Genomic DNA, 23,810 nt, shown 5'->3' on the forward strand with positions numbered 1-23,810 from the left:
AATGTTGCATTATATATGTGAAAAACAAGGTATGGAAGAACCATACCTTGTCAGATTTGAAGAAGATACCATATATGATTCATCAACAAATCAATTTATTACTGTAAAATTATTCAGTGATTTTAGCGTTTTCAACTAAGAATTCAACTGTTTTTTGGATTTTAATGTCATGCTCAAGAACTTCAGTACCGCCAAGAGCAGCTTTGATTTGTTCAGCATCCATATTGAATTGTGCAGACATTTTTTCTAATTCAGCAGTGATTTCTTCTTCAGTTACTTCTAAGTTTTCTGCAGCAGCGATTGCTTCAAGAACTAATGACACACGAACACGGTTGTTTGCGTCTTCAGTCATTTGCTCACGTAGAGCAGCTTCGTCTTGACCAGAGAATTGGAAGTAAAGATCAAGGTTCATACCTTGTTGTTGTAAACGTTGTTCGAATTCTTGCATCATGCGGTTGATTTCTGTGTTAATCATGCCTGCAGGAATATCAATTGTTGCATTTGCAGCAGCTTTTTCAACTAATTGATCACGTAAAGCAGTTTCAGCATTTGTTGCTTTTTCAGCTTTAGCAGCTTCCGTTAATTTAGTACGTAATTCGTCTAAAGATTTAACTTCTGCGTCGATTTCAGTAGCTAATTCATCGTTTAGTTCAGGAAGCTCTTTACCTTTAACTTCATGGATTGTTACTTTGAATGTAGCAGGTTTTCCAGCTAATTCAGCAGCGTGGTATTCTTCTGGGAAAGTAATTTCTACTTCTTTAGATTCGCCAGCTTTAGCGCCGATTAGTTGTTCTTCGAAACCTGGGATGAATGATCCAGAACCGATTTCAAGAGAATGGTTTTCGCCTTTGCCGCCTTCGAATGCTTCACCTTCGCTAAAGCCTTCGAAATCGATTACAGCTGTGTCGCCATTTTCGATTGCGTCTTCTTTAACTACTAATTCAGCAAGACGAGTTTGATTGTCTGCGATAATTTTTTCTACTTCCTCAGCAGTTACTTCAGTAGATTCTTTAGTAACTTCTAGGCCTTTGTAGTCACCAAGTTCAACTTCTGGACGTACAACAACATTAGCTGTGTAAGTGAAAGCTTCATCTTTAGCGATTGTTTCAAAATCGATTTCTGGTTGATCTACTGGCTCAATACCCGCTTCAGCGATTGCTGCTGGGTAGCTTTCGTTGATAACAATTTCAAGTGCATCTTGGTATAAAGATTCAACACCGAATTTTTTATCGAACATGTTACGAGGCATTTTACCTTTACGGAAACCTGGTACGTTAATTTCTTTTACTACTTTTTTAAATGCGCGATCAATCGCTGCATTTACTGTTTCTGCTGGAACTTCAACAGTTAAGACACCGTTGTTTCCTTCTTTTTTCTCAAATTTAGCTGACATTAATATAACCTCCAAAATAAAATTCAAAGTGCTTTAAAAGCGTTCGTTATTACGACTTTGACAACTGTTTTAGTATATCATAGTTCCAATCAGATTCAACTGATTTCATACTTCTGGTATATCAGAATATTTTTCGAGCGTTTTGATGAAGTCTAATAATTCATTGTTAGACACTTGATTTTGCTCGAATAACGAGTGTACATAATCAGTATACCCCTCTACTATATCATCTGCGCTGTATTGAAACCATTCAAAAGGATATGTTACTAAAATATGTCTCGCTAGTAAAAAATGAGCCATTTCTAATAAGCTACCCTCTTTTTCTAAGCGTTCCGTTATGCGTTCAAAAACCTCGAGAAACAGTGGTGTATCATCTGGCAGTAGCATTTCTGCAGTATTGACGACACGACTTTCATCAAATTTTTTAACGGTTACTTGCAGGTCTACTTGTTGCGCAACTAACATATATAATGCGATACTTTGGACCATCGGATGCACTTCTTCAGCTTCAATAATATCTTTTAATTGATTGGCAAGGGGGCGCACATTAATCTCCGTCAATCTTTGTAAATTAGTCAACTGCATAAAAAGAGGTTGATTAAAAAAAGTTGCTACTTCATAGTCATCTGGCTTTATTTCCGTTTTTTCTGGTGTATCATCGATTGAAAGATTTGCTAATTTTTCACTCAAACTTAAAATATTTTTAAACTTCTCCAACGATTCAGGTGGAATAACTTCTTCTTCAAGCAACGATTGAATAATTTGTTGCACATGGAAGAAATCTCTGAGTTCCATGCAGATAGATAAATAAAGTTCCATCAATTCAATATAGCGACTTGGACCTCGTGCTAATAATAATTCACAAAGTTCGCGTGCCTCTTGAAAACGGCGCATTTCATATAATGAGTACACATAGACATTCATCGAATGTTCATCTAACACTTCATATTGCATCGCTTCACTAAATGCTTCAACAGCTAATTCATAATTACTTGTTTCTGCATAGTCATGTCCGGTAGCTAGTAAGCGTTCAACTGTGCCCGGAAACATAATCATATTTTTATCGGTTAATAATTTTCCATGTTTTTTCTTCAACAGCACCCACGCTCCTTATTCGTTAGTTTAGCACACTGATTTTTCACTGAAAACCCGCTTTCATATATTCATGTTAGTAACGACAATCGTTTTAAGTTACTTGTTTGGGGTATGTAGTGTAATAGAAATTTCTTTTCACATAGAAAGCGCTTTTGACATCTATGTAAGCCAACCTAGTAATCCCCTTCTAGGTTGGCTTTTTTTTAATAATTTTTAGCGATCCATTCGACAATTTTATCGATATCCTCAATTGTTCCTACCGCATCCTCAACATACACGCTAATAAGTAGTTTCCTTCCTGTTTGCGTCTCCAAATAACCGGCCAATGTATTGACCGCTGACAAAGAACCTGTTTTTGCACGCACTTTATACGCTGTTGTTTTAGCCCCCAACCTGTCCCGTAACGTACCGCCAACAAGTCTTTTCTGCTTTGCTGCAACTGGTAAAGAAACGATAAATTCATTGAACCATTCTTTATGTTGAATTTTATATAAATAATCATTCATCGTCTTTGTTGTCACACCATTTTTATGCGACATCCCCGAACCGTCTTCAAAAATCCACGTTTCTTCATCAATTTCAAGATTTGCCAAAAAGCTTTTCACAACATGTAGTCCAGCTTCCGTTGTACCTTGTCGGTATATTTCGACACCCATTGTTTTAGTAAGAATATCGGCAATACCATTATTGCTCAGCTTCATAAATGGAATTAACAGCTGATTCAACGTTTCTGAACGCACTATTTTTCTTAATTCTGCATATTTCGGTATCTTTTTTTGTGTCATTTTTTTATTCTTCTTCATCTGAATACCATGATGCTTCATTTCTTCTTTCAAGAGGGCTAATGTATAAGTAGTCGGATTTTTCACCGTCACCCATTTACGCTGTGTCTCATTCACTTCGATACAGCCTGAAACAATTATTTCATTACTTTTATATTTGCGCTCTACCGTTAATGAAGCGCGATTTTTTACCGTTCTAGCATTATTGATAATGACTAAATCACCACAACTGGGCGTTATGTCAATCCTTGGTTTCTTACCTATTTTATTTGCCGTAATATCTATGATTATAGAACCTGTATCATACTCTCCATTAGGTGACATGGTTAATGCCGTTATTGGTGCTGCATAGTATTCAGATTCGTCATGCTTCCAAATACCCGGTGTGAGTAATTGATTATCAAATAACAGGTCATCACCATATAAACGCCCATTTACCGTCGTAATTCCTTGCTGTTTTAATGAATAAGCCAAACTATTGAGTTTATCGCGATTCAAAGTAGGATCGCCACTACCCTTTAAATAAACATCTCCATTTAATACAGATCCGTCAATTTCACCCGTAGTGTATAATGCTGTTGCAAATCGATAATGCCCTCCTAAATAGTCCAAAGCAGCTCCTGCAGTTAATAACTTCATTGTTGAAGCAGGTTTCATCATTATTTTTGCATTATATCTAAAGAGCGCGTCACCTGAATTTGCATCATTAATCATGACGCTTGTTTTAGCATCATCTAAACGCTCCTTGATGAATGCCATCAATTCTTTATTTTTTTGACATTGTTCCATTAAAGCAGCTTGACTCCTCATCGTTTCTTCTTGCATGCAACCACCCCTTTGCATCATTGTAATCTATAATTTACACAATATTCAAATAACAATCGTTTTATATTATGTCTATACCAACTAATGGTTGTGAAAAATAACCGTTACTCAGACAACCACCTTTTATAACAGTCAAAGATCAACACAAAAAGTCCTTTTCATGGATACAATTCCCGCCACCTTATTATTTTATACTTGATGCCATAGAGGTGGGTATAACCCTCTTCAAAAACGATGTATGAAGTAGAATCTTGCTTTCTTAACATAACAAGTTCTTTTATGCTTAGCTATATTGAAAAAATCATCAGCTCTAGCTGCCCATTTTTCAACGTATGAAGCGTTATACGTTGTTATATGTAATTAATATTATTTCCTACAAAAAAAGCGCCGAAATCCGTAGATTCCGACGCTTATATATAGGGCTTGGCTTAGTAAGCTAAACCGTAAAGTGCTTTAATATGAGAAAGGTAACGAATGTTTGAACCTTCTTTCATAAGTGAAGCCGGGAAGCCTTTAAGCTCAGTTTGGCTTGCACCCACAGTAGCGACTCCGTCTTTGCGACCAAGTGAAGCTAATGTACCAGAATCAACTGGTGTGAAATCGTTCATTTGACGACCATTTAAGTAAGCGAAAATGTTGTAACCAACTAATTCGCCCATTTGCCAAGCATTTTGAGCTGTTGGTGGGTACGGACGATCTGTCTCTTTGTTAGCACCTTTAGCATAAGCTGCAGCTGCATCACCAACAACAAATACGTCCGCATGAGATTCTGATTGTAAGAAGTCATTAACGACTGCTTTACCGCGGTTACATACAAGACCTGATTCTTCAACCATTGGGTATTGTGCAACGCCACCAGTCCAAACGAATGTGTTTGCTGTAATAGTAGAACCGTCTTTAAGATTAATAACATTTCCCTCAACGCCAGTAACAGGAAGACCTGTTAAGAATTCTACACCACGTTTAGCTAATGATTCTGTAGCTCGTTCTATTAAAGTTTGTGGTAATACTGGTAAGATGCGCGGGCCTGCTTCAACTAGCTTGATTTTAAGATCAGCTGGTTGTACGCCGTATTTAATCGCTTCTTTTGTCATATTGTCGATAATTTCACCAACAAGTTCAACGCCAGATAAGCCACCGCCACCGATAACGATTGTAGCATCTGCTTCGTTACCTGTTTTAGCGTATTCTTTAATACGTCCGATAATATGCTCACGGATTTGGTTTGCATCATTTACAGATTTTAATACCATAGAGTTTTCTTCTAAACCTGGGATACCGAAGTAACCAGTTTTAGAACCAACACCTACAACTAAAACATCATATGATAATGATTCACCAGTTGATAATTTAACAAATTTTTCTTCTGCTGAGAACGAATCTGCTTTGGCAATTTTAACATCGATGTCTTTACCTTTGAATAATTTTTCAAGTGGGAAAGCAACCGCTTTTTCATTTACCGTACCACCAGCTAAACGGTGAAGTTCAGTGATGATTTGGTGAGTTGGAAATTGGTTGACTACTGTAATTTGAGCTTGTTCTTTTGTTGCAAATTGACGTAATGTTAACGCTGACAATACGCCGCCGTAACCTGCACCTAAAATGACGATTTTTTTTGACATTATAGTTAAACCTCCATGATACTAAGTGTTTGAAAATTATTTTGTAGCTTTATGTTCTTTAGAAACTTCTAAAAATGCATTTGCAAAACGGAAAATACCTTGTACTTGTGGATCTTTTAGTAGTTTAAGCATTCCGAATAAACCGATTGTTTCTTGGTTATCTGCTGCACGATCTTTCGCTTCAATAGCTGTCGCTGCGATATCTTTTGCAGTTTTAACAACTGGTGTAGCCATTTCAGTAACAGTACCAATTGCGTCTGCTCTGAATGTATGATCTGTTGCTAATGTTTGAGCTACATCATAAGCTTTCGTTAAAGTAGTCATCATTTCAGTTAATTTTGGTAACTGGTCCACTAATGTAGTTAATGATGCCTGTACTTCTGGTTTTAATAATTGATCAAGTACATCTAATTGTTCTTGGCTTACTGCCGGTTGTTCTGATTGAGTAGTCTTTTCTGACATATTCAATTCTCCTTTACAATAGCTATTTCTATTACTGAACGGTAAAACCGAACATTACACTTATGAACCAACAAAATTGTTAGCTCATTATACTACATGCTGACATGTAATAATTGAATGAATAAAAAAATAATACTCCATTCTAACAGATTAAAATTAGCAGTCGTTTTGAAGTTTTATGTTACAAATTTTTAAAGAACGTGAAATATATCACATAAAAATGCATATAAACACGGTTAAAAAAACATGCAGAGCATCCCGACAAATGAAAGCTAAATTAATATGCTTTACACTTTTCATACTTCCAAAAAGAATTATACACTTCATACGTAGTAATTCCAATAGGTTGATTTTGATTTCTTTCACTATTTTTAGCTTTTTCACGTAAGATTTAGCTCAAAATCTATCAATGACGAGTGTTTGCTTGCTACTAAGATTTTTATTATTTTAACGTTAAAGAACCCTTTATTTTATTGAAATTATACTTTTCCACTATTTCATTATCTAAATATAAGAATAGTCAGTTTTTTTACACTAAAAAATAACGATATCCAACTGCAACTAAACAGGCTTTTTCTCATAAAAACCCCTTAATTCAATCAGAGGTTTTAGAAAAAGATTTTGTTTGTGTGTATTTTAAAAATAAAACAAGCAATGGCTGAATAACGAACAGTATGAAGAATGTTCGGAAAATCTGAAATCCAGCAACCAAAGGCAAACTAGCATCGACTTCATGTGCAACGACACCCATTTGATCCATACCACCCGGTGCTAGACTGAGAAGTGCTGTCGGAATATCGATTTCCTTCATATATGCAAAAAATAATCCTAAAACAATAGCTACTACGAATAATAAGGCTCCACTAAAAAAAGCCAAAGATAAAATTTGTTTTTTATTGTCTAAATCACGTGGTTTCATCATCAATGCTATATTCAGTCCGATGAATAACAAGGCTAAATCAATGAAGGGTGGTGATAATTCGAGTCCTGTCATACCAATACTTTGCAATAGAGCGGTGACAATCGTAGGTACTAGTAAAAAGGCTGTTGGAAATTTGATTTTTTTACCAAGTAACGCAGCCACTAAACATAAAATTAAAATCAGTGCCGTCATACTGTTCATATGGATGCTCCATTGCGCTGAAATGGAAGAAGTATCTGCAGTACGAACATCTGTAAAAAATGAAAAAACGAGAATAGGCATACCGATCACAATTAACAGAAGACGAATCGTTTGAGTTATCGTCACAATCGTTAAGTTTACATCCTTTGTTTCCTCCGCCATTACAATCATCTGCGTCATACCACCCGGAATACTACTAAGCAAAGCCGTTTGATAATTTATTTTGGCAACTTTTGAAATAACTAATGCCATAACTGCACTTAATGCAATTAATAAAATCGTCATAAGGAACATATAGGGTAGCTGTGCACTTATTTCTTTCACTGCTTCAGATGTTAATGCTTGCCCAATCGTATATCCGATAAAAAGCATGCCGATACTTTTCATGCTCTTTGGCCAATATAAAAAATCAGGGCGCCATGTATTAATCGTTAATGCACAGGCTAGTGGACCAAGTAACCAAGGAATGGGGATATGTAATACTGTAAATAATAGTCCGCCAATACTCCCGATCATTAACGTTAATAGAAATTTCTTTAATTGTAGTTTTGTCATGCTAAAACGCCTCTTTTACATATTAATTAGCGAACGATCTTGGAGTAAATCATGCAATGTATACTTTGTTAAAATAGCTTTTATCGCTAGCGATAATTCCGACGTAATCTCCTCGAAGGATTCATTCACTTGTTGACCAAAATAATTTTCTCCGGTTGTAGCAAGTAATCGATGCCACTCGGGTTGTTGACCTGGATTAACTGCATTATAAATAGCGAACAACGAAATATCTTTACTGTTTTTTGTCATATAATAACCGCCACCTCGTCCCTGTTGAACAGAAACAAGCTGTGCTTCAACTAATAAGGACAGAATTTTTCTTAATTGCGTTTTCTCATACTGAATTAACTTTGCAATTTCACTACTTGAATGTAATTTATTATGTGATGTCATAACAAGCATTGCCTGAAGACCGTAGCCAAAACGTTTAATTTGCGCCATAAACTCCCCCCCTAATCGGTGCTAATTATTACACACTTTACCTTGAATTTCAATCGTCAAAAAGAGGCAAATATTCCATACTTTCAAGAAAAAGTGTGATCCCCTATCCTCCATCAAAAAAACGTTTAAAACCATAAAAATCAGGTTTTAAACGTTTTTCTTTTGCCTTTTGATTATGTCCCAAAGGCGATTTGAACGCCCGACCTACAGCTTAGGAGGCTGTTGCTCTATCCAGCTGAGCTATTGAGACAGTTTATTACTATAATAATTATAACCGTCACCTCTATTATTTTCAAGTTCTCTTCAAAGAAAAAGAAGTCATCTCCACATAAAGTAGCTATGACTTCTTTCTATTCAAATGTAAAATTAGTTTTTCACAGCTTCTTTACGCTCATTTGCATATTCTGCTGCTGCTGTAAATACAACATCAGAAGAAGAATTTAACGCAGTTTCAAATGAATCTTGCACGACACTAATAACATAACCAACACCGATAATTTGCATAGCGACATCCGCTGGAATACCGATTAATCCACAAGCTAACGGGATTAATAATAATGATCCACCTGGGACACCTGAAGCACCTGCTGCTGATACTGCTGCCACTACCATTAAAATAATGGCTGTTGGAATATCTACATTAATGTTTAATGTATAGGCTGCTGATAATGTTAAAACAGAGATTGTAACAGCTGCACCTGCCATATTGATTGTTGCGCCTAATGGAATCGATACAGCATATGTATCTTTGTTTAAGCCTAATTTTTCACTTAATCTCATATTGATTGGAATATTAGCACCGGAACTTCTAGTGAAAAATGCTGTAATACCACTCTCTTTAATAGTCGTAAATACAAGCGGATATGGATTTCTTCTAGTAGCAACGAAAACAATTAATGGATTGACTACTAAAGCAATAAATAACATAGACCCGACTAAAATAATAATCAGCGTACCATATTCTTTTAATGCATTAAAACCATTGCTCGAAATTGCATCAAACACAATACCGACTATACCAATAGGTGCTAAGCTGATCACCCATTGTACAACTTTTGTGACTGCTTCTGCTGAGTTATTAATAAATGTTTTTGTTGAATCATTTGCTTTTTTGAAGGCGAAACCTAAAACGATTGCCCAAGCTAAAATACCGATATAATTTGCTGAAAGTAATGCATCTACTGGATTTGCAACAATATTTTGTAGTAGTGTCTGCATAACTTCCCACACATTTTGTGGAGGCGCAATATCTGTTACACTCTCTTTTAAAGTTAGTTTAACTGGGAATAACTTACTTGCAATAACACCGACTGTTCCAGCCAGCAATGTCCCAACTGCGTACAATACTAATACTGTTTTCATATTTGTTTTCGTACCTGCGGTATGGCTTGAAATAGCTTGTAATACAAGGACAAAAACAAGAATGGGTGCGACCGCTTTTAGGGCGCTAATAAACAGTGTCCCTAGCATGGCAATTGCAGATGCCTTGGGCGCTACAACCGCTAAAATTACACCGATTATAATACCGACAATAATACGACCTACTAAGCTCGAATCATTCCATTTTTTAATTAATTTACTCATAAAGTAATTCCCCCATCAACAAAGTATAATTTCAATATAATTACGGATTCCATTGGAGAAAACACTCTGTACCCTCCATAAACACATTCTATCATATAATTCATATATAAAGTGACTATTATATAATATTTATGTAATTGAAACCGTTTTCATTTATTGATTCCATAAAATATACCATATATCCCTTTTAGTTGATAGACTAAATTTTCGATAATCATTATATTGAAGTTTTTTATTTCTAAATTACTATTTCACGATTTTATTTTTTCATATTTTAAAAAAAGTGACCTCATCGCTATTAAACGATACAATATGCTATACAAAAAAATATAGGCATTTAGTCTTTCTATCTTTTTTTCAAATTTAGTTCAAATGTATTTTATTCGACTACATAAGAAAATAGTCACAAAAAATACACCATTTATAAACAATATAGTGTTACTATAGTTTCGAATCTAATTTTCAGGGGTGAGAATATGTTGTTCACAAAAAATCGTACAGAGAAAAAAACAATTGTCATTTCACAAGATCATGTCGGCTTATTCATTAGCGAACCAACCTTACTAACGCAGTTAACAATTATTGACTTGCAAAAGAAAGATCTTGCAAATATACGCTATTTACAACCCTATGTTAAAGAACAAATCGCTATGATTGTTACTCAATTCTATGATGCAATTGGGACTATACCACAGTTGAAAAATATTATTGAAGAGCATAGTCATGTTGATCGTTTACGTGAAACACTATCACATGCCATTCAACAAATGTTTGACGGTAAAATCGACAGCGCTTATATAGATGTTCGCAAACGTGTTGCACGCGTTCATGTTCACATAGGCCTAGAACCAAAATGGTATTTGGCTGCTTTTTTAAAAATCCAACAAGCCCTACACTCTATTGTTTGGACAATAGATTTACCTGCTTCACAACGAAATGACATGATTCAAGCGATTAGTAAAATTTGTAATTTTGAGCAACAACTCGTTCTGGAGGAGTATGAATTATTCTCCCAACAACTTGCCCATAAACTACAAGAAGATTTACACCAACGAGTACGTGAAGACCTAGGAGCCATCTCAAGCAATTTAGAATTTCAATCGATTAATACTGCCAATGCTATTTCCGAGCTAGTCGCAAGTTCGCAAGAAGTTGATGACTTCATCAAAACTTCCATTAAAGGCTCTGAAAAAACAAAATCAGCCTCACAAGAAGGTTTTACTAAAATGACGCAGTTACGTCACGACACAGCGAAAATTAATAATAGAACCGCTGAAATGTCTGGAATGATCCAATCATTAAACGAATCATCTATTGAAATTAAAGCAGTCATTGAAATTGTCAAAACAATTGCCAATCAAACAAATTTACTAGCATTGAACTCCGCTATTGAAGCTGCTCGTGCCGGTACACATGGTAAAGGTTTTGCCGTTGTTGCACACGAAGTACGAAAACTTGCAGAATTAACAAAGGAATCTGCCGATCAAATCGCTCTACTCATCGATCAATCAAATCAACAAACCGTTCAAGTTGTCAATGAAATCCAAGTTGTTCAAAAACTCGTGACAGCTGGTGAAACACAACAAAAAGAACTCGCAGTTGCCTTTGAAACGATTTCTTCTCATATTGAAGATACAATCATGGACTTTGGCTCTGTCAGCGAACAAGTTTCAACGCTCGCCTCTGTCATCACAATGATGTCCACATCTTCAGATGAATTACAAAATACAGCAAGTGAACTAGATGGTACAATTAAAGATTTTAAGTAAGGCATACTATGAAAAATGACCCTTTATGAATTCTAAAAATTCACAAAGGGTCATTTTTTATTAGTGATTAATCATGTAAATGTAAAGATTTAGTAGAAGCTGCATGAAGTTCATTAAATAAAGCTTCATTATCAACTAATTTTTGTCCGTATGACGGGATCATTTCTTTAATTTTTGATTCCCAAGCTGGCATTTCTGCTGGGAAACATTTGCTCATAACATCAAGCATGGCTGTTACTGCAGTAGAAGCACCTGGTGATGCTCCAAGTAAAGCAGCTACAGAACCATCTTGTGATGTGATTACTTCGGTACCGAATTGTAAAGTACCTTTACCTTTATCTGTATCTTTAATTACTTGAACACGTTGACCAGCGGTTACAGCATGCCAGTCTGAAGTTTTAGCATTAGGAATGAAATCACGTAGTTCTTCAACACGTTTTTCATGGCTTAGCATCACTTGTTGTACTAAATATTTAGTAAGCGACATCTCTTTAGCGCCACAAGCTAACATTGTGAATACATTATTTGGTTTCACTGAGTTAATTAAATCCATATTAGAACCTGATTTTAGGAACTTAGGAGAGAATCCACCAAATGGACCGAATAATAATGATTTTTTACCATCGATGAAGCGAGTATCTAAGTGAGGTACTGACATTGGTGGAGCACCGACTGCCGCTTTACCATACACTTTTGCATGATGTTGCTCAACAATTTCTTGATTATTACATACTAAGAAAATCCCACTTACAGGGAATCCACCGACATGTTTACTTTCAGGAATACCTGTTTTTTGTAGTAAACGAAGGCTGCCACCACCTGCACCTAAGAAGACAAATTTAGCTGTATGATAAGCAATCTTACCATCTTCACTCTTCACTTTAATTTCCCAACGACCATCATCTGTACGTTTAATATTTTGGACGCCATGATTATAGTTTACTTCTACGTCTTGTTTTTCAAGACTTTCCATTAACATGCGTGTTAATGCACCAAAGTTTACATCTGTACCTGAATTGATTTTTGTTGCCGCAATTTTATCGCTAGGATTGCGACCTTCCATCATAATCGGTAACCATTCTTTTAACACTGCAGGGTCTTCAGAGAATTCCATACCTGAAAATAGGTGGTTAGCTGAAAGCGCTTCAACACGTTTTTTCAAGAATTCAATATCTTTTTCACCTTGTACCATACTCATATGAGGAATTGGCATAATGAATTCTGAAGGGTTTTTAATTTTATTGTGATCAACTAAATAAGACCATAATTGACGAGATACTTGGAACTGTTCGTTGACATTAATCGCTTTTTTAATGTCGACAGAACCATCTGCATTTTGTGGTGTGTAGTTTAACTCACAAAGTGCCGAGTGACCTGTACCAGCATTATTCCACTCATTTGAGCTTTCTTCGCCAGCTTTAGCTAATTTTTCAAAAACTTTAATATTCCATTCCGGAGTTAATTCTTTCAAAAGTGTGCCTAATGTTGCACTCATGATTCCGGCACCAATTAAGATAACGTCTGTACTGTTAGTTTTGTTACTCATTATTACCATCCTTATATCTTAATATTTGCAGTAAGGCTGCAGATGCTTTGACAAAGGCCATTGCCCATGCGAAACCTGAATACACACCTTATCTGTATCAAAAATATCCTTATGTTAGTGTAGCATATTTACTAAAAGAATAAAATATGAACGAATCAAGTCAGCATTTCATTGTCAATTTTCAACAAAAATCATGTTTTACTTAGGAAATATCTTTAGTAGTGAGTAATTATAGTATTAGTTTAGGAAAGCGAAAACAGCTACCAATAGTCAAACAAAATTGTTAAATTCACTTCATTATATAAGTAATTTTAAGAATTTTTCGAAATTTATACCAGCTTCTTTTGGCGTGTTACTAAGTGCTGTATCAGCTATTGCAGTTGAGATGAATTGCTCTGCTAGCGACAGCCCCTTTAATAGAGAGTCTCCGCGCATTATACTTCCCATCATAATAGAAGCAAATATATCCCCCGTACCAGAATAACTTTTACCATTGTATGCTGTAAAAAACGTTGCAATTTGTTCCCCATCAAAAAAAGCAGTCCCAATTTGCGAAGTAGCAGCGCTATCTGAAGGTGGATGAATGCCTGTCATAATAATCTTTGCAGTCGTCAATTTTTGCAAGCGTTGCCCTATTTTCCTAATCATTGCCATATAGCCTTCTGCAGTTTGTTCTTTTGCCAAGTCATCATAGTTTAAACCGCTTAGTAAGCAACTTTCAGTCACATTTGGTGTGATGACTGTCGCTTCACTCACTAACGCCTTCATGCGTGCTAATAACGACGGTGTAAAGAATGTATATGCTTTTCCATCGTCCCCCATTACTGGATCAACGAGCAACACCGTATCCGCATGACGAAATTTTTCCAAAAAGCTAAAAATATGATTGATTTGCTCTTCCCCTGTGACAAACCCTGTATAAATACCTTCAAATGAAACATCCATTTTTGACCATTCATTTTCAAAATGATGCATTTTATTTGTTAAATCCTCGCAAAAAAAGCTGCTATAACCAGTTTGCGATGTCAAAATCGCCGTTGGTAAGGGTACGGCTTGTGTTTGCATGACCGACAAAATCGGTATCGCAACTGTTAACGAACATTTACCAAAAGATGATAAATCCTGTATTACCGCTACTTTCTTCATACATACCTCCGAAATAATTTGTTTTTCTTCTAGTATACAAAAAGAACTTACTTCTAACAAAGCTAGAAATAAGTTCTTGAGTTAATTATTTATCTTGATTCTTTTGGTGGTTGGCAAACATCACATTTACGTTGATTATTGTTTTTAAATTTAGTAAATGTTTTTTCGAAGTTTGTCCCACAAGCACATTTAAAAAGAAGTTTTTGAGAAAAGCCATGGTATTCAGTAGAGAGTAATTTACTTTCTGAATTCTTTTCTACGAATTCTCTGATTTTTGAGTATGTCCATCTTTTGTTCATTGTTAAGCACCTCCATAATTTGGGTTTTGCGGAGGCTTGGAGTAGCATTCCACATACATGTCATTAAGCTACTTATTATACCACGCCTCCTATGAAGTTAGTATAAGTTTTTCAACTTACACTTTAGAAACACAGTAAAACAGCGAATTACATATAAAACCTACCGATGACTACAAATGATAGATGCAAAAAACCTCGTCTAGTTACACCTTTTAATAGGATACTAGACGAGGTTTATTCAGTTAAGTTAGTTTAAAAAATTCTCTTTAAACACTTCAAGCTGGTGATCAACAGCAATTGGATCATTGAACATGAAGGCATAACCATTTGCTTCAATAACATGGCCTTTTTTCACAGCTGGAATATTTTTATACGATTTTGTATTTTGGAATGTATTATTTTGATCGGCATACTTACTAATCACTACATAATCACCAATATAATCGCCAATAACTTCTTGTGATAATGAGAAATAACCATCTTTAGCAGTTGCTTTTTTCACCTTATCTTGCATTTTCAAACCTAAAGCTTGATAGAGAACTTCTGTACCGCGACCCCATGCATCACCAAATACGGACATTTCTTTACCATAAGCTTCTAATACTGTAACAGTCGCATCTTCACCAATTTTAGCTTTAATTTCTTTGCCTAAAGCTGCTGAATTTGTTTTATAATCATCAACCCATTTTTGTGCCTCTGCTTCTTTCCCTACTAGGCGACCAAACTCAATATGTTGCTCCATATAATCTAATTTATTATATGTGACAGATACTGTTGGTGCGATTTTTTTCAATTTATTTAGTGTTTTAGATGTACTTGGTGCCACGATTAAATCAGGTTCTAAGGCACTAATTTTTTCAATATCATCTTCTGAAACAATCTCCACACCTTTTAACTCTTTATCATACAACGGGCTTTTCGTAGTCCATTCTTCAACACCTACTAATGGTATTCCCAATGCAATGAAATTGCCGCCATTCGTTAAAGCAACTACACGCTTTGGATTTGCAGGAACCTGCATATCCCCAGTTTCTGATTTATATGTGACCATCTTCGGCGAATCGTTATTAGCCGAAGCCTTAGTATCTTTTTCTTCTTTATTTCCACAGGCACTAATGATCATAACAAGTGCTAACAGCAGAATTACTAATGATTTTTTCACGAGTCCAATTCCTCCTACAATTAAATGATTAAATGAGAGTGATTATCACTTTCAATTACAAGTGTATTATTTACTGGAGTTTTTGTAAATGGATTTTTGCGTAATGATTTTGACGATTTTTCTACTATATTAATAGGAAGAACTTCATTTTTTTCTTAACAGCGGACATGTTTTCTTTTAAATCCAATGCGTCCGTTATCGATATTTTTTTCAATCGTTGCCACTGCTGAAATAGTTGTCGCTCTCCCATCAGATTTTACAATGTTGATGTTACCTATCTCTTTAGCAATAGCTAAAGCTTCTTTATGCAAAGGTTTAAAGGATACTCCAACTGTATGAATAAAATTATTCATAGCTAATTTTGTGCGTAACGGCTGCTCATGAACTTCATCTTTTATCGTATCTAACATGCCCTTCAGTTTTAGCATATCAAAATATTCATCTTTTTGATTACCCAACATCCAACAATAGCAACTCCAGCCAGCCGACATCAATAATTCATCACTACTCGCTATCCAACAGTCAGAAATTTCTTGCCCTAGTGGTGATTCGGCAAGTGTGACTGCGACAACAAAGTCAGAAATCATATAAAAATAAGCGCCTTCCATCCAACGATTAAAATCTTCAGCTGTCATGTTTTTTGCATCGGCAATAACTCCAGCAAAATACATGGCATCATAATTACCGGTAGCATACAGTTGTTCCGCGAGTGATTGATTAATGTGAATCTCCTTTTTCATAGGCTTCATCGCACCAGTAGCCACACCAAAAAGCGGCTCTTGTGCACCATTCGACATATATATTTTCTTCGATCTGTCCTTACCCAATATCGCTAATTCCGCCATCACCTGTTCAAAATTCAACAACAACACTCCCTACCGTATTAGTTAACACTAGTATACTTCATCCAAACAAAATAAACCGCCTAGCTATCAGGCTATTCCCTCTCTTTCCTTGTACGCGATTAAATATTTCCCTTTCATATGAATGAGCGTCACGAGCTAGAGAAAAATCGCGCTTTTAAAGTTAAATTTTATCGTAAACGGGTGTTACTTACCGCTTGACTCGGTTTACTTACCGCTTGAACCAGCTAGTTTCGATTACTCCCTTAATCGCGGCGATAATATTCGTTATCATGTGATTTTTCACGCGAACAATGACGATGATTTGATTTAAAAGTGATATTTTTAACTTATACAGGTGTTACTTACCGCTTGACTCGATTTACTTACCGCTTGACCTCATTTACTTACCGCTTGACCTCATTTACTTACCGCTTGGCCTCATTTACTTACCGCTTGACCCGATTTACTTACCGCTTGACCCGGTTTACTTACAGCTTGACCCGATTTACTTACAGCTTGACCCAGCTAGCTTCGATTACTCCCTTAATCGCGGCGATAATATTCGTTATCATGTGATTTTTCACGCGAACAATGACGATGGTTTGATTTAAAAGTGATATTTTTAACTTATACAGGTGTTACTTACCGCTTGACCTCATTTACTTACCGGTTGGCTCGATTTACTTACCGGTTAGCTCGATTTACTTACCGCTTGACCCGATTTACTTACCGCTTGACCCGATTTACTTACCGCTTGACTCGATTTACTTACCGCTTGACCCGGTTTACTTACCGCTTGACCCGATTTACTTACCGCTTGACCTCATTTACTTACCGCTTGACCCGATTTATGGAGGAATGATGTGAAATCCTTTATGATTTTATTTAAAAGGCATATACTGATAGATGAAGATAATAGAAGGGAATGATTTAGATGCCACAATCACTACAAGGTAAAGTTGCATTTGTTACTGGAGCGGGTCGAGGTATTGGCCGCGCAGTTGCAGAAGCATTAGCAAAAGAAGGTGTGACCGTTGGATTATTAGCACGTACAGAAGCACAAGTAAAAGAGGTTACGGAAGCGATTAAAGCAACAGGCGGCAAAGCAACTTTTGCAACAGCTGACGTGACAAATATGGAGGAAGTTAATAGCGCAATTGCCTCACTAACATCAGAGATTGGTCCTGCAGATATTTTAATTAATAATGCTGGTATTGGTGGTTTTGGTAAATTAGTCGAACAGGATCCAACAACATGGAAGAAAATCGTCGACACCAGTGTTTTTGGCACATACCATGTCACACACGCTGTATTGCCTCAAATGATTGAAAAAAATGAAGGTGATATTATTAATATTTCTTCAACAAATGGTCTAAACGGTGCGGCGACATCAACTGCTTATAGTGCAGCAAAATTCGGTATTATCGGATTAACTGAGTCGTTGGCACAGGAAGTTCGTCGTCATAATATTCGAGTTACCTCACTAGCACCAAGCACAGTCGTTACAGAACTTGCAAAAGATTCTGGTCTAGTAGATGAAGCCAAAGCGGATCGTATGATGCAACCAGAAGATTTAGCTGAAGTTATTGTCAATCAATTAACTTTACCGAATCGTATCTATGTTAAACAAGCAACAATATTAGGTACAAATCCTTACTAAATACCTGAAGGAAAAACCCGAAGTCCTGACCCATTTAATTGGTTCAAACTTCGGGTTTTTTGATGTTGTTTTATTTACCAACTAATTCACGATGCACGCGATCATAGGCTGTTGCTATTAATTCTTTATCCGCAGGAAATTGTTTATGTAATTCCTTTTTCATATCATAAATGGTTCCATATTGATGCACAATTTGATTATTCATAATCATCGCCCACAATTCTTCGATATAATGATTGTTTTCCAAAATAATTCCTCCTCTTCTACTTATTTCGACAAATAAAAAACACATGCCCTTTTAAAGGAATGTGTTGGATTTTTATGCAAAAACAAATAAGCAAAAAAGCACGCTTTTTTACATTGTTCGCACAAAACACCACCTAATTCCACGTAGGTCTTTGGTGTGTACTCGAATTAGGCAGGTCTCCTGACTTATCTTCAACACTTTTTTACTCCTTCCCGTCGAAACAGTGGTTACGTAAAAAAGCTCCAATTTACAGTTGCGGGACAGCGCCGGATTTCCACCGAACTTCCCTTTTAAGTATATTTTCATATACACCTATTCATGACACAAGTATGAATCTAAATATCATTTTAACATACAATTATTCATTTGGAGTTTAAATTTAATTATGATTTTTGACAAGTAATCATCGTAAAGATAAATGGTTCTTTATCGGGGTTTTCTTTATGCGGTTCGATAATTTTTTCTACTTTTTTTAAACCTACCTCTGCAAAATCTTTTTGAATGGCTTGCTCATTATAAAAATACATTGTTAAATTTGGCATGATTTCAAAATAATTCTCAGCTATTTTTTTCCCTTTAGCATACATAGGTGACTCTTGAGAAATTGTCACAAAAACCATTAGGCCACCGTCTTCTAATTGCTCATAACAATCTTTTATGAACTGTTGTCGTTCACCAGTAGGCAATAGATGCAGCAAAGCATAACTGTATATTCCATCATATTTTTTATCGTTAAATGGCATGCTTGTAATACCGCCATGATAAATGGGTACTGTTATCTGATGGGTTCGAGCTAATTGAATTGCCGTATCGGAAATTTCAATGCCCTCTACCTCCATACCATTTTCCATGAAAACTTTGGCATTGCGACCATAGCCAAAACCTGGTATTAACACCGTTTTCACTTTATTTTCAAGGAACCGCTCTTTTGTTTTAACAGTGGAATCTGCTGCTTTAAATCCCCACATTTCTCGATTTTCCTTAAAACTTTCTTCCCAAAATTCAGACATATCCATTCCTCCTCATTATAGAGTTTTAATATCTGTAATTAAACAAAAAAACATCCGAGTATGCTTTTTTCTTATGTTAAATTACCGATATGAGCTTCAACCTTATCGATTGCGCGCTGTATTAAGCAAGTAGAGTCTGTCTCCTTGCAGTAATCAAAAATAAACTCTATTACAGATTTAATATATCTATAATAGAGTTTATTTTATAACAAGTCAATTTTTCATTAGTATGGCATCTAACGAATAAGCCAATTGAATATTGTTTAATGATAGATTTGTATAGTATTTATTTGCACCACTGCCACCAATAAAAAATTTACTCATCTGTTGCTGCTCGGCGAATTCATCCAGTTCTTTTAAAACATCGCTGGAGTCTCTCATAATCTTGTCTGTCGTGGCAGACAATAATACAGTAGATGGCTGGAGTTTTTTCACTAAAACTTTGATTGTGTCCAATGTTGGTGAGCTGCCAATCAAAAATGTTTGGTATCCAGCTAACAATGTTTCTAATAGTAGAATTTGCAAAGGAATTTCATGAAATTCTCCCGGTAGGCAAGCCCCTAAAACAAGTGGTGCTTCCGCGGATTGTGGGTAGCTTCTACGGATATGAGCTAAATAATCTCGAACTGCTGCTGAAGATACTTTTTCTTGATGTTCAAACCATTGTTTGCTCTCCCAACGTTCGCCAACTTCTTGAAGAAAAGGCACGATTACTTCTCTTAGAAAACTTTTTAATCCAAGCTCTTGATGTGCCCTTGTCAAGATACGTGTGATTTCTACTTCATCAAAGACATTTCCCGCTTCTAATAATTTTATAAAAAAACTATTATTTTGCAGTGGAAGGACATCTGATTTTTGAAGATTGTCCATTTTTTTTTGCGTATTTAATGCCATGGATACAGCTAGTTTAGTCGTCATGCCTTCTCGTATATATTTTTGAATTTGTAATAATAGGTCAATATGTTCCTGTTCGTATTCTCTATATCCATTCTCTAATCTCTCTGGTGTCATAAATTGATATCTTTGCTCCCATTTTCGAATTGTGTCCTTGGATAAACCAGTTATATCTGCCACCTGACCAATTGTATAATGGGTTTTTTCATGTGAATGTTGGTTCATTTCAACCATTCTCCATCCTTAACTATATTATGAACCAAGTATATATTATTTATTAAGCGTTGACAACATTGTCCATACTTTTTGATAAAAGGTTTGACAAAAGTTATTTTAAAGTATAAATTATACTCATAAGTATAGTTAGAATTGGATGAATAAATTCACATTCTCGTTGACAATAAAGGAGACTATCACATGAAAAAAATTAGCGTTGTAGGGGCTGGCCCTGGTGGCTTAACAGCAGCAATATTATTGGCAAATGCCGGTTATGAAGTAGAAGTTTTTGAAAAAGAAGGATTTATTGGCGGCAGAACAAGTCCTATTCACATTGGTGATTTTACATTTGATCGTGGTCCAACATTCGTAAATATGATGTATTTAATTAAAGAGATATTTGATTTAGCAGACCGTAATCTAGAAGATTATGTGGAGTTGGTCGAATTAACACCACTTTACGATCTAATTTATAATACAAAACGTTTGACGGTTACTTCTGATTACGAGCAAATGATCTCTAATATTGAAGAAGTTTTCCCAGGAAATACTGCAGGCTACACACGTTATTTACAAGAAACACATAAAAAATTAGAGGCACTTGTTCCATTGCTACAAAAGAAAATGGATAGTATTACTGACTTACTTTCTATAGATGCTGTAAAAGCATTACCCGAACTAGAGATAGGTAAATCATTAATGCAAAAATTAGCCGAATATTTTAATGATGAAGAACTACAATTAGCCTTTACTTTCCAATCGAAGTATTTAGGTATGTCTCCTTGGAGTTGTCCTGGTGCATTTTCAATCCTGTCATACATCGAACAAGCATATGGTGTATTTCATATTAAAGGTGGCGTCAATCAACTAACACAAGCAATGGCCACTGTACTTGAGGAAATGAATGTCAAAATCCACTTGAATACGCCTGTTAAAGAAGTGCTAAAAACGAAGAAAAAAGTAGCGGGTTTACTATTAGAAAATGGTGATATTATTTATTCAGATGATGTTGTAATCAACGCTGACTTTGGATACGCTATGACAAAATTATTAAAAGAACCACTTGCTTCAAAATGGACGCCTGAAAAAGTGAAGAAAAAACAATTTTCTTGCTCAACATTTATGCTCTATCTTGGATTAGATACACAGTATGATTTACAACATCATACAATTATGTTTGCGGAAGATTATAAAAAAAATATGGAGGAAATTTCTGATACAAAAATATTATCTGAAGATATGTCCATCTATATTCAAAACCCTGTTGTTTCCGACTCCACTTTAGCTCCTGCTGGTAAGTCAACACTGTATGTGTTAGCTCCTGTGCCAAATAATTTTAGCGATATTGATTGGCCACAAATAAAAAAACAGTATCGAGATGTTTTAATCAAAACACTAGAAAGTCGTTTAGATTTAAAAGATTTAGAACAACATATTGAAGAAGAGCTTGTTTTTTCTCCACAGGATTGGGAACAGCAAATGAATGTTTATCAAGGGGCGACATTTAATCTTGGACATCAATTATCTCAAATGATGACATTTAGACCACATAACCAATTTAAACCGTATCAAAATTGCTGGTTAGTTGGTGGGGGTACTCATCCGGGTAGTGGTTTACCCATCATTTTAGAATCTTCACGTATTACAGCTAATTTAATTTTGGAACGAGACGGGATTAAAACTTATCCCATTCAACCGTTACCAAAAAAAGTGAATTATAGTATCCCTAAGGTGCCTGCCTATGATCCAACTACTATATAGAATTTATATTATATGGTTCGTTATCGGATTTTTCTTGGTGGGATTAAATTTAATCCCTCCCTGGCTAGAATGGGCTAATAGTATGTTTTTAATCTTGTCTGGTAGCTTATCCATTCTGTATGCCTTGTATACATTTGGTAGTAAAAAAGGGATTATGATAAGTGGTGGCATTTTTTTCACAACATTTACAATTGAAGGATTAAGTGCTCATTTCGATATTTTTTTCGGAAATTATGATTATACGCCCTTATTTCCTCCCCTGCTTTTTGGTGTACCAATCGGAATTGGCTTTGCGTGGATCACAATGATTATGGCAGGGCATGCACTTACTATTCATATAAAAAATCGCTTAACTCGCTCAGTTATTGCTGCTTTCTATGTTGTGGCATTAGATTTAATTCTCGATCCAGTAGCCTATATTGTAAAAGGTTACTGGATATGGGATGATACGAGTTTCTACTATGATATTCCACTTAGTAATTTTCTTGGTTGGTTTACAATTGCCTTCTGTTGGCAATTACTATTAACGACACAAAAAAACAACTCTTATTTATTTTTACAAAATAAAATAATTGTCGTTTTTTGGACAATTGCTATTCTTTTCATTTGGATTGCATTGTTAAATAAATTATTTTTAGCTTTTACTGTGTCTATGATAGCCTTTGTTCTTACTGAATTTTTGCGGAGGTCTGCACGTGAAAAAAAATAAACACTCACAATGGTTTTTTCGATGGGGACAGCGATACTTGCTCAAAAAAGCGTTTCATCAACTGAATGTATTGCATCATACCCCAACTGCACCCGTTTTAATTGTCGTAAACCATAGCAATTTTTATGATAGTCTTGTGTTATTTGAATTAGAACAACAAAATCTACTACCAAATTCAGTTGTTGCCGTAATGGATAAAGCGGGTTTAGACAAGCATAAATTATTCAATGGACTCGGTGTTGTGCCTGTTTCCACTCCGATGAAGCTATCTGAGTATAAACAACTAATCAGTTTGATGAAACAGCATTCCTTATTGATTTTTCCACAAGGAAAAGAAGAACATATTGAAAAGCGTCCTTTTTCTATAGAAAAGGGCGCTGCTTCATTATTACTTAAAAATCCTCATCACGGCATACTATTTGTTTCTTTATACTATTCTTATGGTGCAAAACCCAAAGGGGAAATTGCCTGTCGTATGTTGCATATTAAAGCTATGGATCGACCTCATGAATTACAGGATATTCAACATTTTATTGAAACGACAATGACAGCAGAGGTTGATCATCTCAAGGAGGATGTTATTATGAAAAAATTCGATAGCTATACGGAGCTATGGTAATCATCCTTGTTCTTTATATTTTCGGTACTATTTGGATGTGTTGGA

The 23,810-nt window shown here is 35.6% G+C and carries 21 protein-coding genes, 1 tRNA gene and 1 riboswitch; of the genes, 5 read left to right on the forward strand and 17 right to left on the reverse strand.

What is annotated here, in order from left to right; genetic code table 11:
* Positions 1-109: 109 nt before the first annotated feature.
* The 9 genes from tig to sstT form a co-directional block, all read right to left on the reverse strand.
* On the reverse strand, positions 110-1,393 hold the full coding sequence (tig, locus tag DEX24_RS04005; protein WP_109305121.1) for a trigger factor: 1,284 nt from the start codon (positions 1,391-1,393) through the stop codon (positions 110-112).
* 105 nt (positions 1,394-1,498) lie between these two features.
* Complete coding sequence (locus DEX24_RS04010) at positions 1,499-2,488, reverse strand: hypothetical protein (protein ID WP_109305122.1); 990 nt, start codon at positions 2,486-2,488, stop codon at positions 1,499-1,501.
* A 203-nt stretch (positions 2,489-2,691) separates the two neighbouring features.
* Positions 2,692-4,095 carry a D-alanyl-D-alanine carboxypeptidase/D-alanyl-D-alanine endopeptidase gene (gene dacB / locus DEX24_RS04015; RefSeq protein ID WP_170112832.1) on the reverse strand — a complete coding sequence of 468 codons (1,404 nt, stop codon included), beginning with the start codon at positions 4,093-4,095 and terminating at the stop codon, positions 2,692-2,694.
* 428 nt (positions 4,096-4,523) lie between these two features.
* A complete protein-coding gene (locus DEX24_RS04020; RefSeq protein WP_109305124.1) occupies positions 4,524-5,717 on the reverse strand; it encodes an NAD(P)/FAD-dependent oxidoreductase in 1,194 nt (397 codons plus the stop codon).
* A gap of 36 nt (positions 5,718-5,753) precedes the next feature.
* Complete coding sequence (locus DEX24_RS04025; protein WP_109305125.1) at positions 5,754-6,179, reverse strand: DUF1641 domain-containing protein; 426 nt, start codon at positions 6,177-6,179, stop codon at positions 5,754-5,756.
* 595 nt (positions 6,180-6,774) lie between these two features.
* Positions 6,775-7,857, reverse strand: a complete 1,083-nt coding sequence (locus DEX24_RS04030) for an AbrB family transcriptional regulator (RefSeq protein ID WP_109305126.1) — start codon at positions 7,855-7,857, stop codon at positions 6,775-6,777.
* A 15-nt stretch (positions 7,858-7,872) separates the two neighbouring features.
* Complete coding sequence (locus DEX24_RS04035) at positions 7,873-8,298, reverse strand: RrF2 family transcriptional regulator (RefSeq protein ID WP_109305127.1); 426 nt, start codon at positions 8,296-8,298, stop codon at positions 7,873-7,875.
* Positions 8,299-8,474: 176 nt separating this feature from the next.
* Positions 8,475-8,548, reverse strand: a tRNA-Arg gene (locus DEX24_RS04040).
* Between the two features lie 116 nt (positions 8,549-8,664).
* The gene (sstT, locus tag DEX24_RS04045; protein ID WP_109305128.1) at positions 8,665-9,882 is read right to left on the reverse strand and encodes a serine/threonine transporter SstT; all 1,218 of its coding nucleotides are present in this window, start codon (positions 9,880-9,882) and stop codon (positions 8,665-8,667) included.
* 476 nt (positions 9,883-10,358) lie between these two features.
* On the opposite strand from sstT, the gene DEX24_RS17445 reads away from it, so the two are divergent.
* Positions 10,359-11,651 carry a globin-coupled sensor protein gene (locus tag DEX24_RS17445; RefSeq protein ID WP_109305129.1) on the forward strand — a complete coding sequence of 431 codons (1,293 nt, stop codon included), beginning with the start codon at positions 10,359-10,361 and terminating at the stop codon, positions 11,649-11,651.
* Positions 11,652-11,718: 67 nt separating this feature from the next.
* Here the strand turns inward: DEX24_RS17445 and DEX24_RS04055 are convergent, their stop codons facing one another.
* The 5 genes from DEX24_RS04055 to DEX24_RS04075 form a co-directional block, all read right to left on the reverse strand.
* Positions 11,719-13,197 carry a malate:quinone oxidoreductase gene (locus tag DEX24_RS04055; RefSeq protein WP_109305130.1) on the reverse strand — a complete coding sequence of 493 codons (1,479 nt, stop codon included), beginning with the start codon at positions 13,195-13,197 and terminating at the stop codon, positions 11,719-11,721.
* Positions 13,198-13,494: 297 nt separating this feature from the next.
* The gene (locus DEX24_RS04060; RefSeq protein WP_109305131.1) at positions 13,495-14,343 is read right to left on the reverse strand and encodes a pyridoxamine kinase; all 849 of its coding nucleotides are present in this window, start codon (positions 14,341-14,343) and stop codon (positions 13,495-13,497) included.
* Positions 14,344-14,432: 89 nt separating this feature from the next.
* On the reverse strand, positions 14,433-14,642 hold the full coding sequence (locus DEX24_RS04065) for a hypothetical protein (protein ID WP_109305132.1): 210 nt from the start codon (positions 14,640-14,642) through the stop codon (positions 14,433-14,435).
* Positions 14,643-14,889: 247 nt separating this feature from the next.
* Complete coding sequence (locus tag DEX24_RS04070) at positions 14,890-15,804, reverse strand: iron-hydroxamate ABC transporter substrate-binding protein (RefSeq protein ID WP_109305133.1); 915 nt, start codon at positions 15,802-15,804, stop codon at positions 14,890-14,892.
* A gap of 155 nt (positions 15,805-15,959) precedes the next feature.
* Positions 15,960-16,667: a DNA alkylation repair protein gene (locus DEX24_RS04075; protein ID WP_109305134.1), complete on the reverse strand. Its 708-nt coding sequence runs from the start codon at positions 16,665-16,667 to the stop codon at positions 15,960-15,962.
* Between the two features lie 916 nt (positions 16,668-17,583).
* On the opposite strand from DEX24_RS04075, the gene DEX24_RS04080 reads away from it, so the two are divergent.
* Positions 17,584-18,309 carry a 3-ketoacyl-ACP reductase gene (locus tag DEX24_RS04080; RefSeq protein WP_109305135.1) on the forward strand — a complete coding sequence of 242 codons (726 nt, stop codon included), beginning with the start codon at positions 17,584-17,586 and terminating at the stop codon, positions 18,307-18,309.
* A 70-nt stretch (positions 18,310-18,379) separates the two neighbouring features.
* On the opposite strand, the gene DEX24_RS17110 is transcribed toward DEX24_RS04080, so the two are convergent.
* The 3 genes from DEX24_RS17110 to DEX24_RS04090 all read right to left on the reverse strand — a co-directional run bounded on the left by DEX24_RS17110 (position 18,380) and on the right by DEX24_RS04090 (position 20,685).
* Positions 18,380-18,556: a hypothetical protein gene (locus DEX24_RS17110; protein WP_170112833.1), complete on the reverse strand. Its 177-nt coding sequence runs from the start codon at positions 18,554-18,556 to the stop codon at positions 18,380-18,382.
* 153 nt (positions 18,557-18,709) lie between these two features.
* A riboswitch (cobalamin riboswitch) is annotated at positions 18,710-18,887 on the reverse strand.
* Positions 18,888-18,939: 52 nt separating this feature from the next.
* The gene (locus DEX24_RS04085) at positions 18,940-19,566 is read right to left on the reverse strand and encodes a class I SAM-dependent methyltransferase (protein WP_109305136.1); all 627 of its coding nucleotides are present in this window, start codon (positions 19,564-19,566) and stop codon (positions 18,940-18,942) included.
* Between the two features lie 213 nt (positions 19,567-19,779).
* The gene (locus tag DEX24_RS04090; RefSeq protein ID WP_170112834.1) at positions 19,780-20,685 is read right to left on the reverse strand and encodes a MerR family transcriptional regulator; all 906 of its coding nucleotides are present in this window, start codon (positions 20,683-20,685) and stop codon (positions 19,780-19,782) included.
* Between the two features lie 192 nt (positions 20,686-20,877).
* Between DEX24_RS04090 and DEX24_RS04095 the strand changes: the two genes are divergently transcribed.
* The 3 genes from DEX24_RS04095 to DEX24_RS04105 all read left to right on the forward strand — a co-directional run bounded on the left by DEX24_RS04095 (position 20,878) and on the right by DEX24_RS04105 (position 23,765).
* The gene (locus DEX24_RS04095; RefSeq protein WP_109305138.1) at positions 20,878-22,437 is read left to right on the forward strand and encodes a phytoene desaturase family protein; all 1,560 of its coding nucleotides are present in this window, start codon (positions 20,878-20,880) and stop codon (positions 22,435-22,437) included.
* Positions 22,438-22,519: 82 nt separating this feature from the next.
* Positions 22,520-23,146: a carotenoid biosynthesis protein gene (locus tag DEX24_RS04100; RefSeq protein WP_170112835.1), complete on the forward strand. Its 627-nt coding sequence runs from the start codon at positions 22,520-22,522 to the stop codon at positions 23,144-23,146.
* Complete coding sequence (locus DEX24_RS04105; RefSeq protein WP_170112836.1) at positions 23,133-23,765, forward strand: 1-acyl-sn-glycerol-3-phosphate acyltransferase; 633 nt, start codon at positions 23,133-23,135, stop codon at positions 23,763-23,765. Before DEX24_RS04100 ends, DEX24_RS04105 begins: the two co-directional genes overlap by 14 nt.
* The last annotated feature ends 45 nt before the right edge of the window (positions 23,766-23,810 follow it).

The sequence above is a fragment of the Kurthia sibirica genome (assembly GCF_003143975.1).
Taxonomy (GTDB): domain Bacteria; phylum Bacillota; class Bacilli; order Bacillales_A; family Planococcaceae; genus Kurthia; species Kurthia sibirica.

What these genes read in the sequence shown, in the direction of transcription:
- DEX24_RS04085 (WP_109305136.1), bottom strand. Translation starts at nt 19,566, where the DNA reads ATGTCTGAATTTTGGGAAGAAAGTTTTAAGGAAAATCGAGAAATGTGG.
- DEX24_RS04100 (WP_170112835.1), top strand. Translation starts at nt 22,520, where the DNA reads ATGTTTTTAATCTTGTCTGGTAGCTTATCCATTCTGTATGCCTTGTAT.
- sstT (WP_109305128.1), bottom strand. Translation starts at nt 9,882, where the DNA reads ATGAGTAAATTAATTAAAAAATGGAATGATTCGAGCTTAGTAGGTCGT.
- DEX24_RS17445 (WP_109305129.1), top strand. Translation starts at nt 10,359, where the DNA reads ATGTTGTTCACAAAAAATCGTACAGAGAAAAAAACAATTGTCATTTCA.
- DEX24_RS04055 (WP_109305130.1), bottom strand. Translation starts at nt 13,197, where the DNA reads ATGAGTAACAAAACTAACAGTACAGACGTTATCTTAATTGGTGCCGGA.
- DEX24_RS04025 (WP_109305125.1), bottom strand. Translation starts at nt 6,179, where the DNA reads ATGTCAGAAAAGACTACTCAATCAGAACAACCGGCAGTAAGCCAAGAA.
- tig (WP_109305121.1), bottom strand. Translation starts at nt 1,393, where the DNA reads ATGTCAGCTAAATTTGAGAAAAAAGAAGGAAACAACGGTGTCTTAACT.
- DEX24_RS04095 (WP_109305138.1), top strand. Translation starts at nt 20,878, where the DNA reads ATGAAAAAAATTAGCGTTGTAGGGGCTGGCCCTGGTGGCTTAACAGCA.
- DEX24_RS04060 (WP_109305131.1), bottom strand. Translation starts at nt 14,343, where the DNA reads ATGAAGAAAGTAGCGGTAATACAGGATTTATCATCTTTTGGTAAATGT.
- DEX24_RS04035 (WP_109305127.1), bottom strand. Translation starts at nt 8,298, where the DNA reads ATGGCGCAAATTAAACGTTTTGGCTACGGTCTTCAGGCAATGCTTGTT.
- DEX24_RS04030 (WP_109305126.1), bottom strand. Translation starts at nt 7,857, where the DNA reads ATGACAAAACTACAATTAAAGAAATTTCTATTAACGTTAATGATCGGG.
- DEX24_RS04020 (WP_109305124.1), bottom strand. Translation starts at nt 5,717, where the DNA reads ATGTCAAAAAAAATCGTCATTTTAGGTGCAGGTTACGGCGGCGTATTG.
- DEX24_RS04090 (WP_170112834.1), bottom strand. Translation starts at nt 20,685, where the DNA reads ATGAACCAACATTCACATGAAAAAACCCATTATACAATTGGTCAGGTG.
- DEX24_RS04080 (WP_109305135.1), top strand. Translation starts at nt 17,584, where the DNA reads ATGCCACAATCACTACAAGGTAAAGTTGCATTTGTTACTGGAGCGGGT.
- dacB (WP_170112832.1), bottom strand. Translation starts at nt 4,095, where the DNA reads ATGCAAGAAGAAACGATGAGGAGTCAAGCTGCTTTAATGGAACAATGT.
- DEX24_RS04065 (WP_109305132.1), bottom strand. Translation starts at nt 14,642, where the DNA reads ATGAACAAAAGATGGACATACTCAAAAATCAGAGAATTCGTAGAAAAG.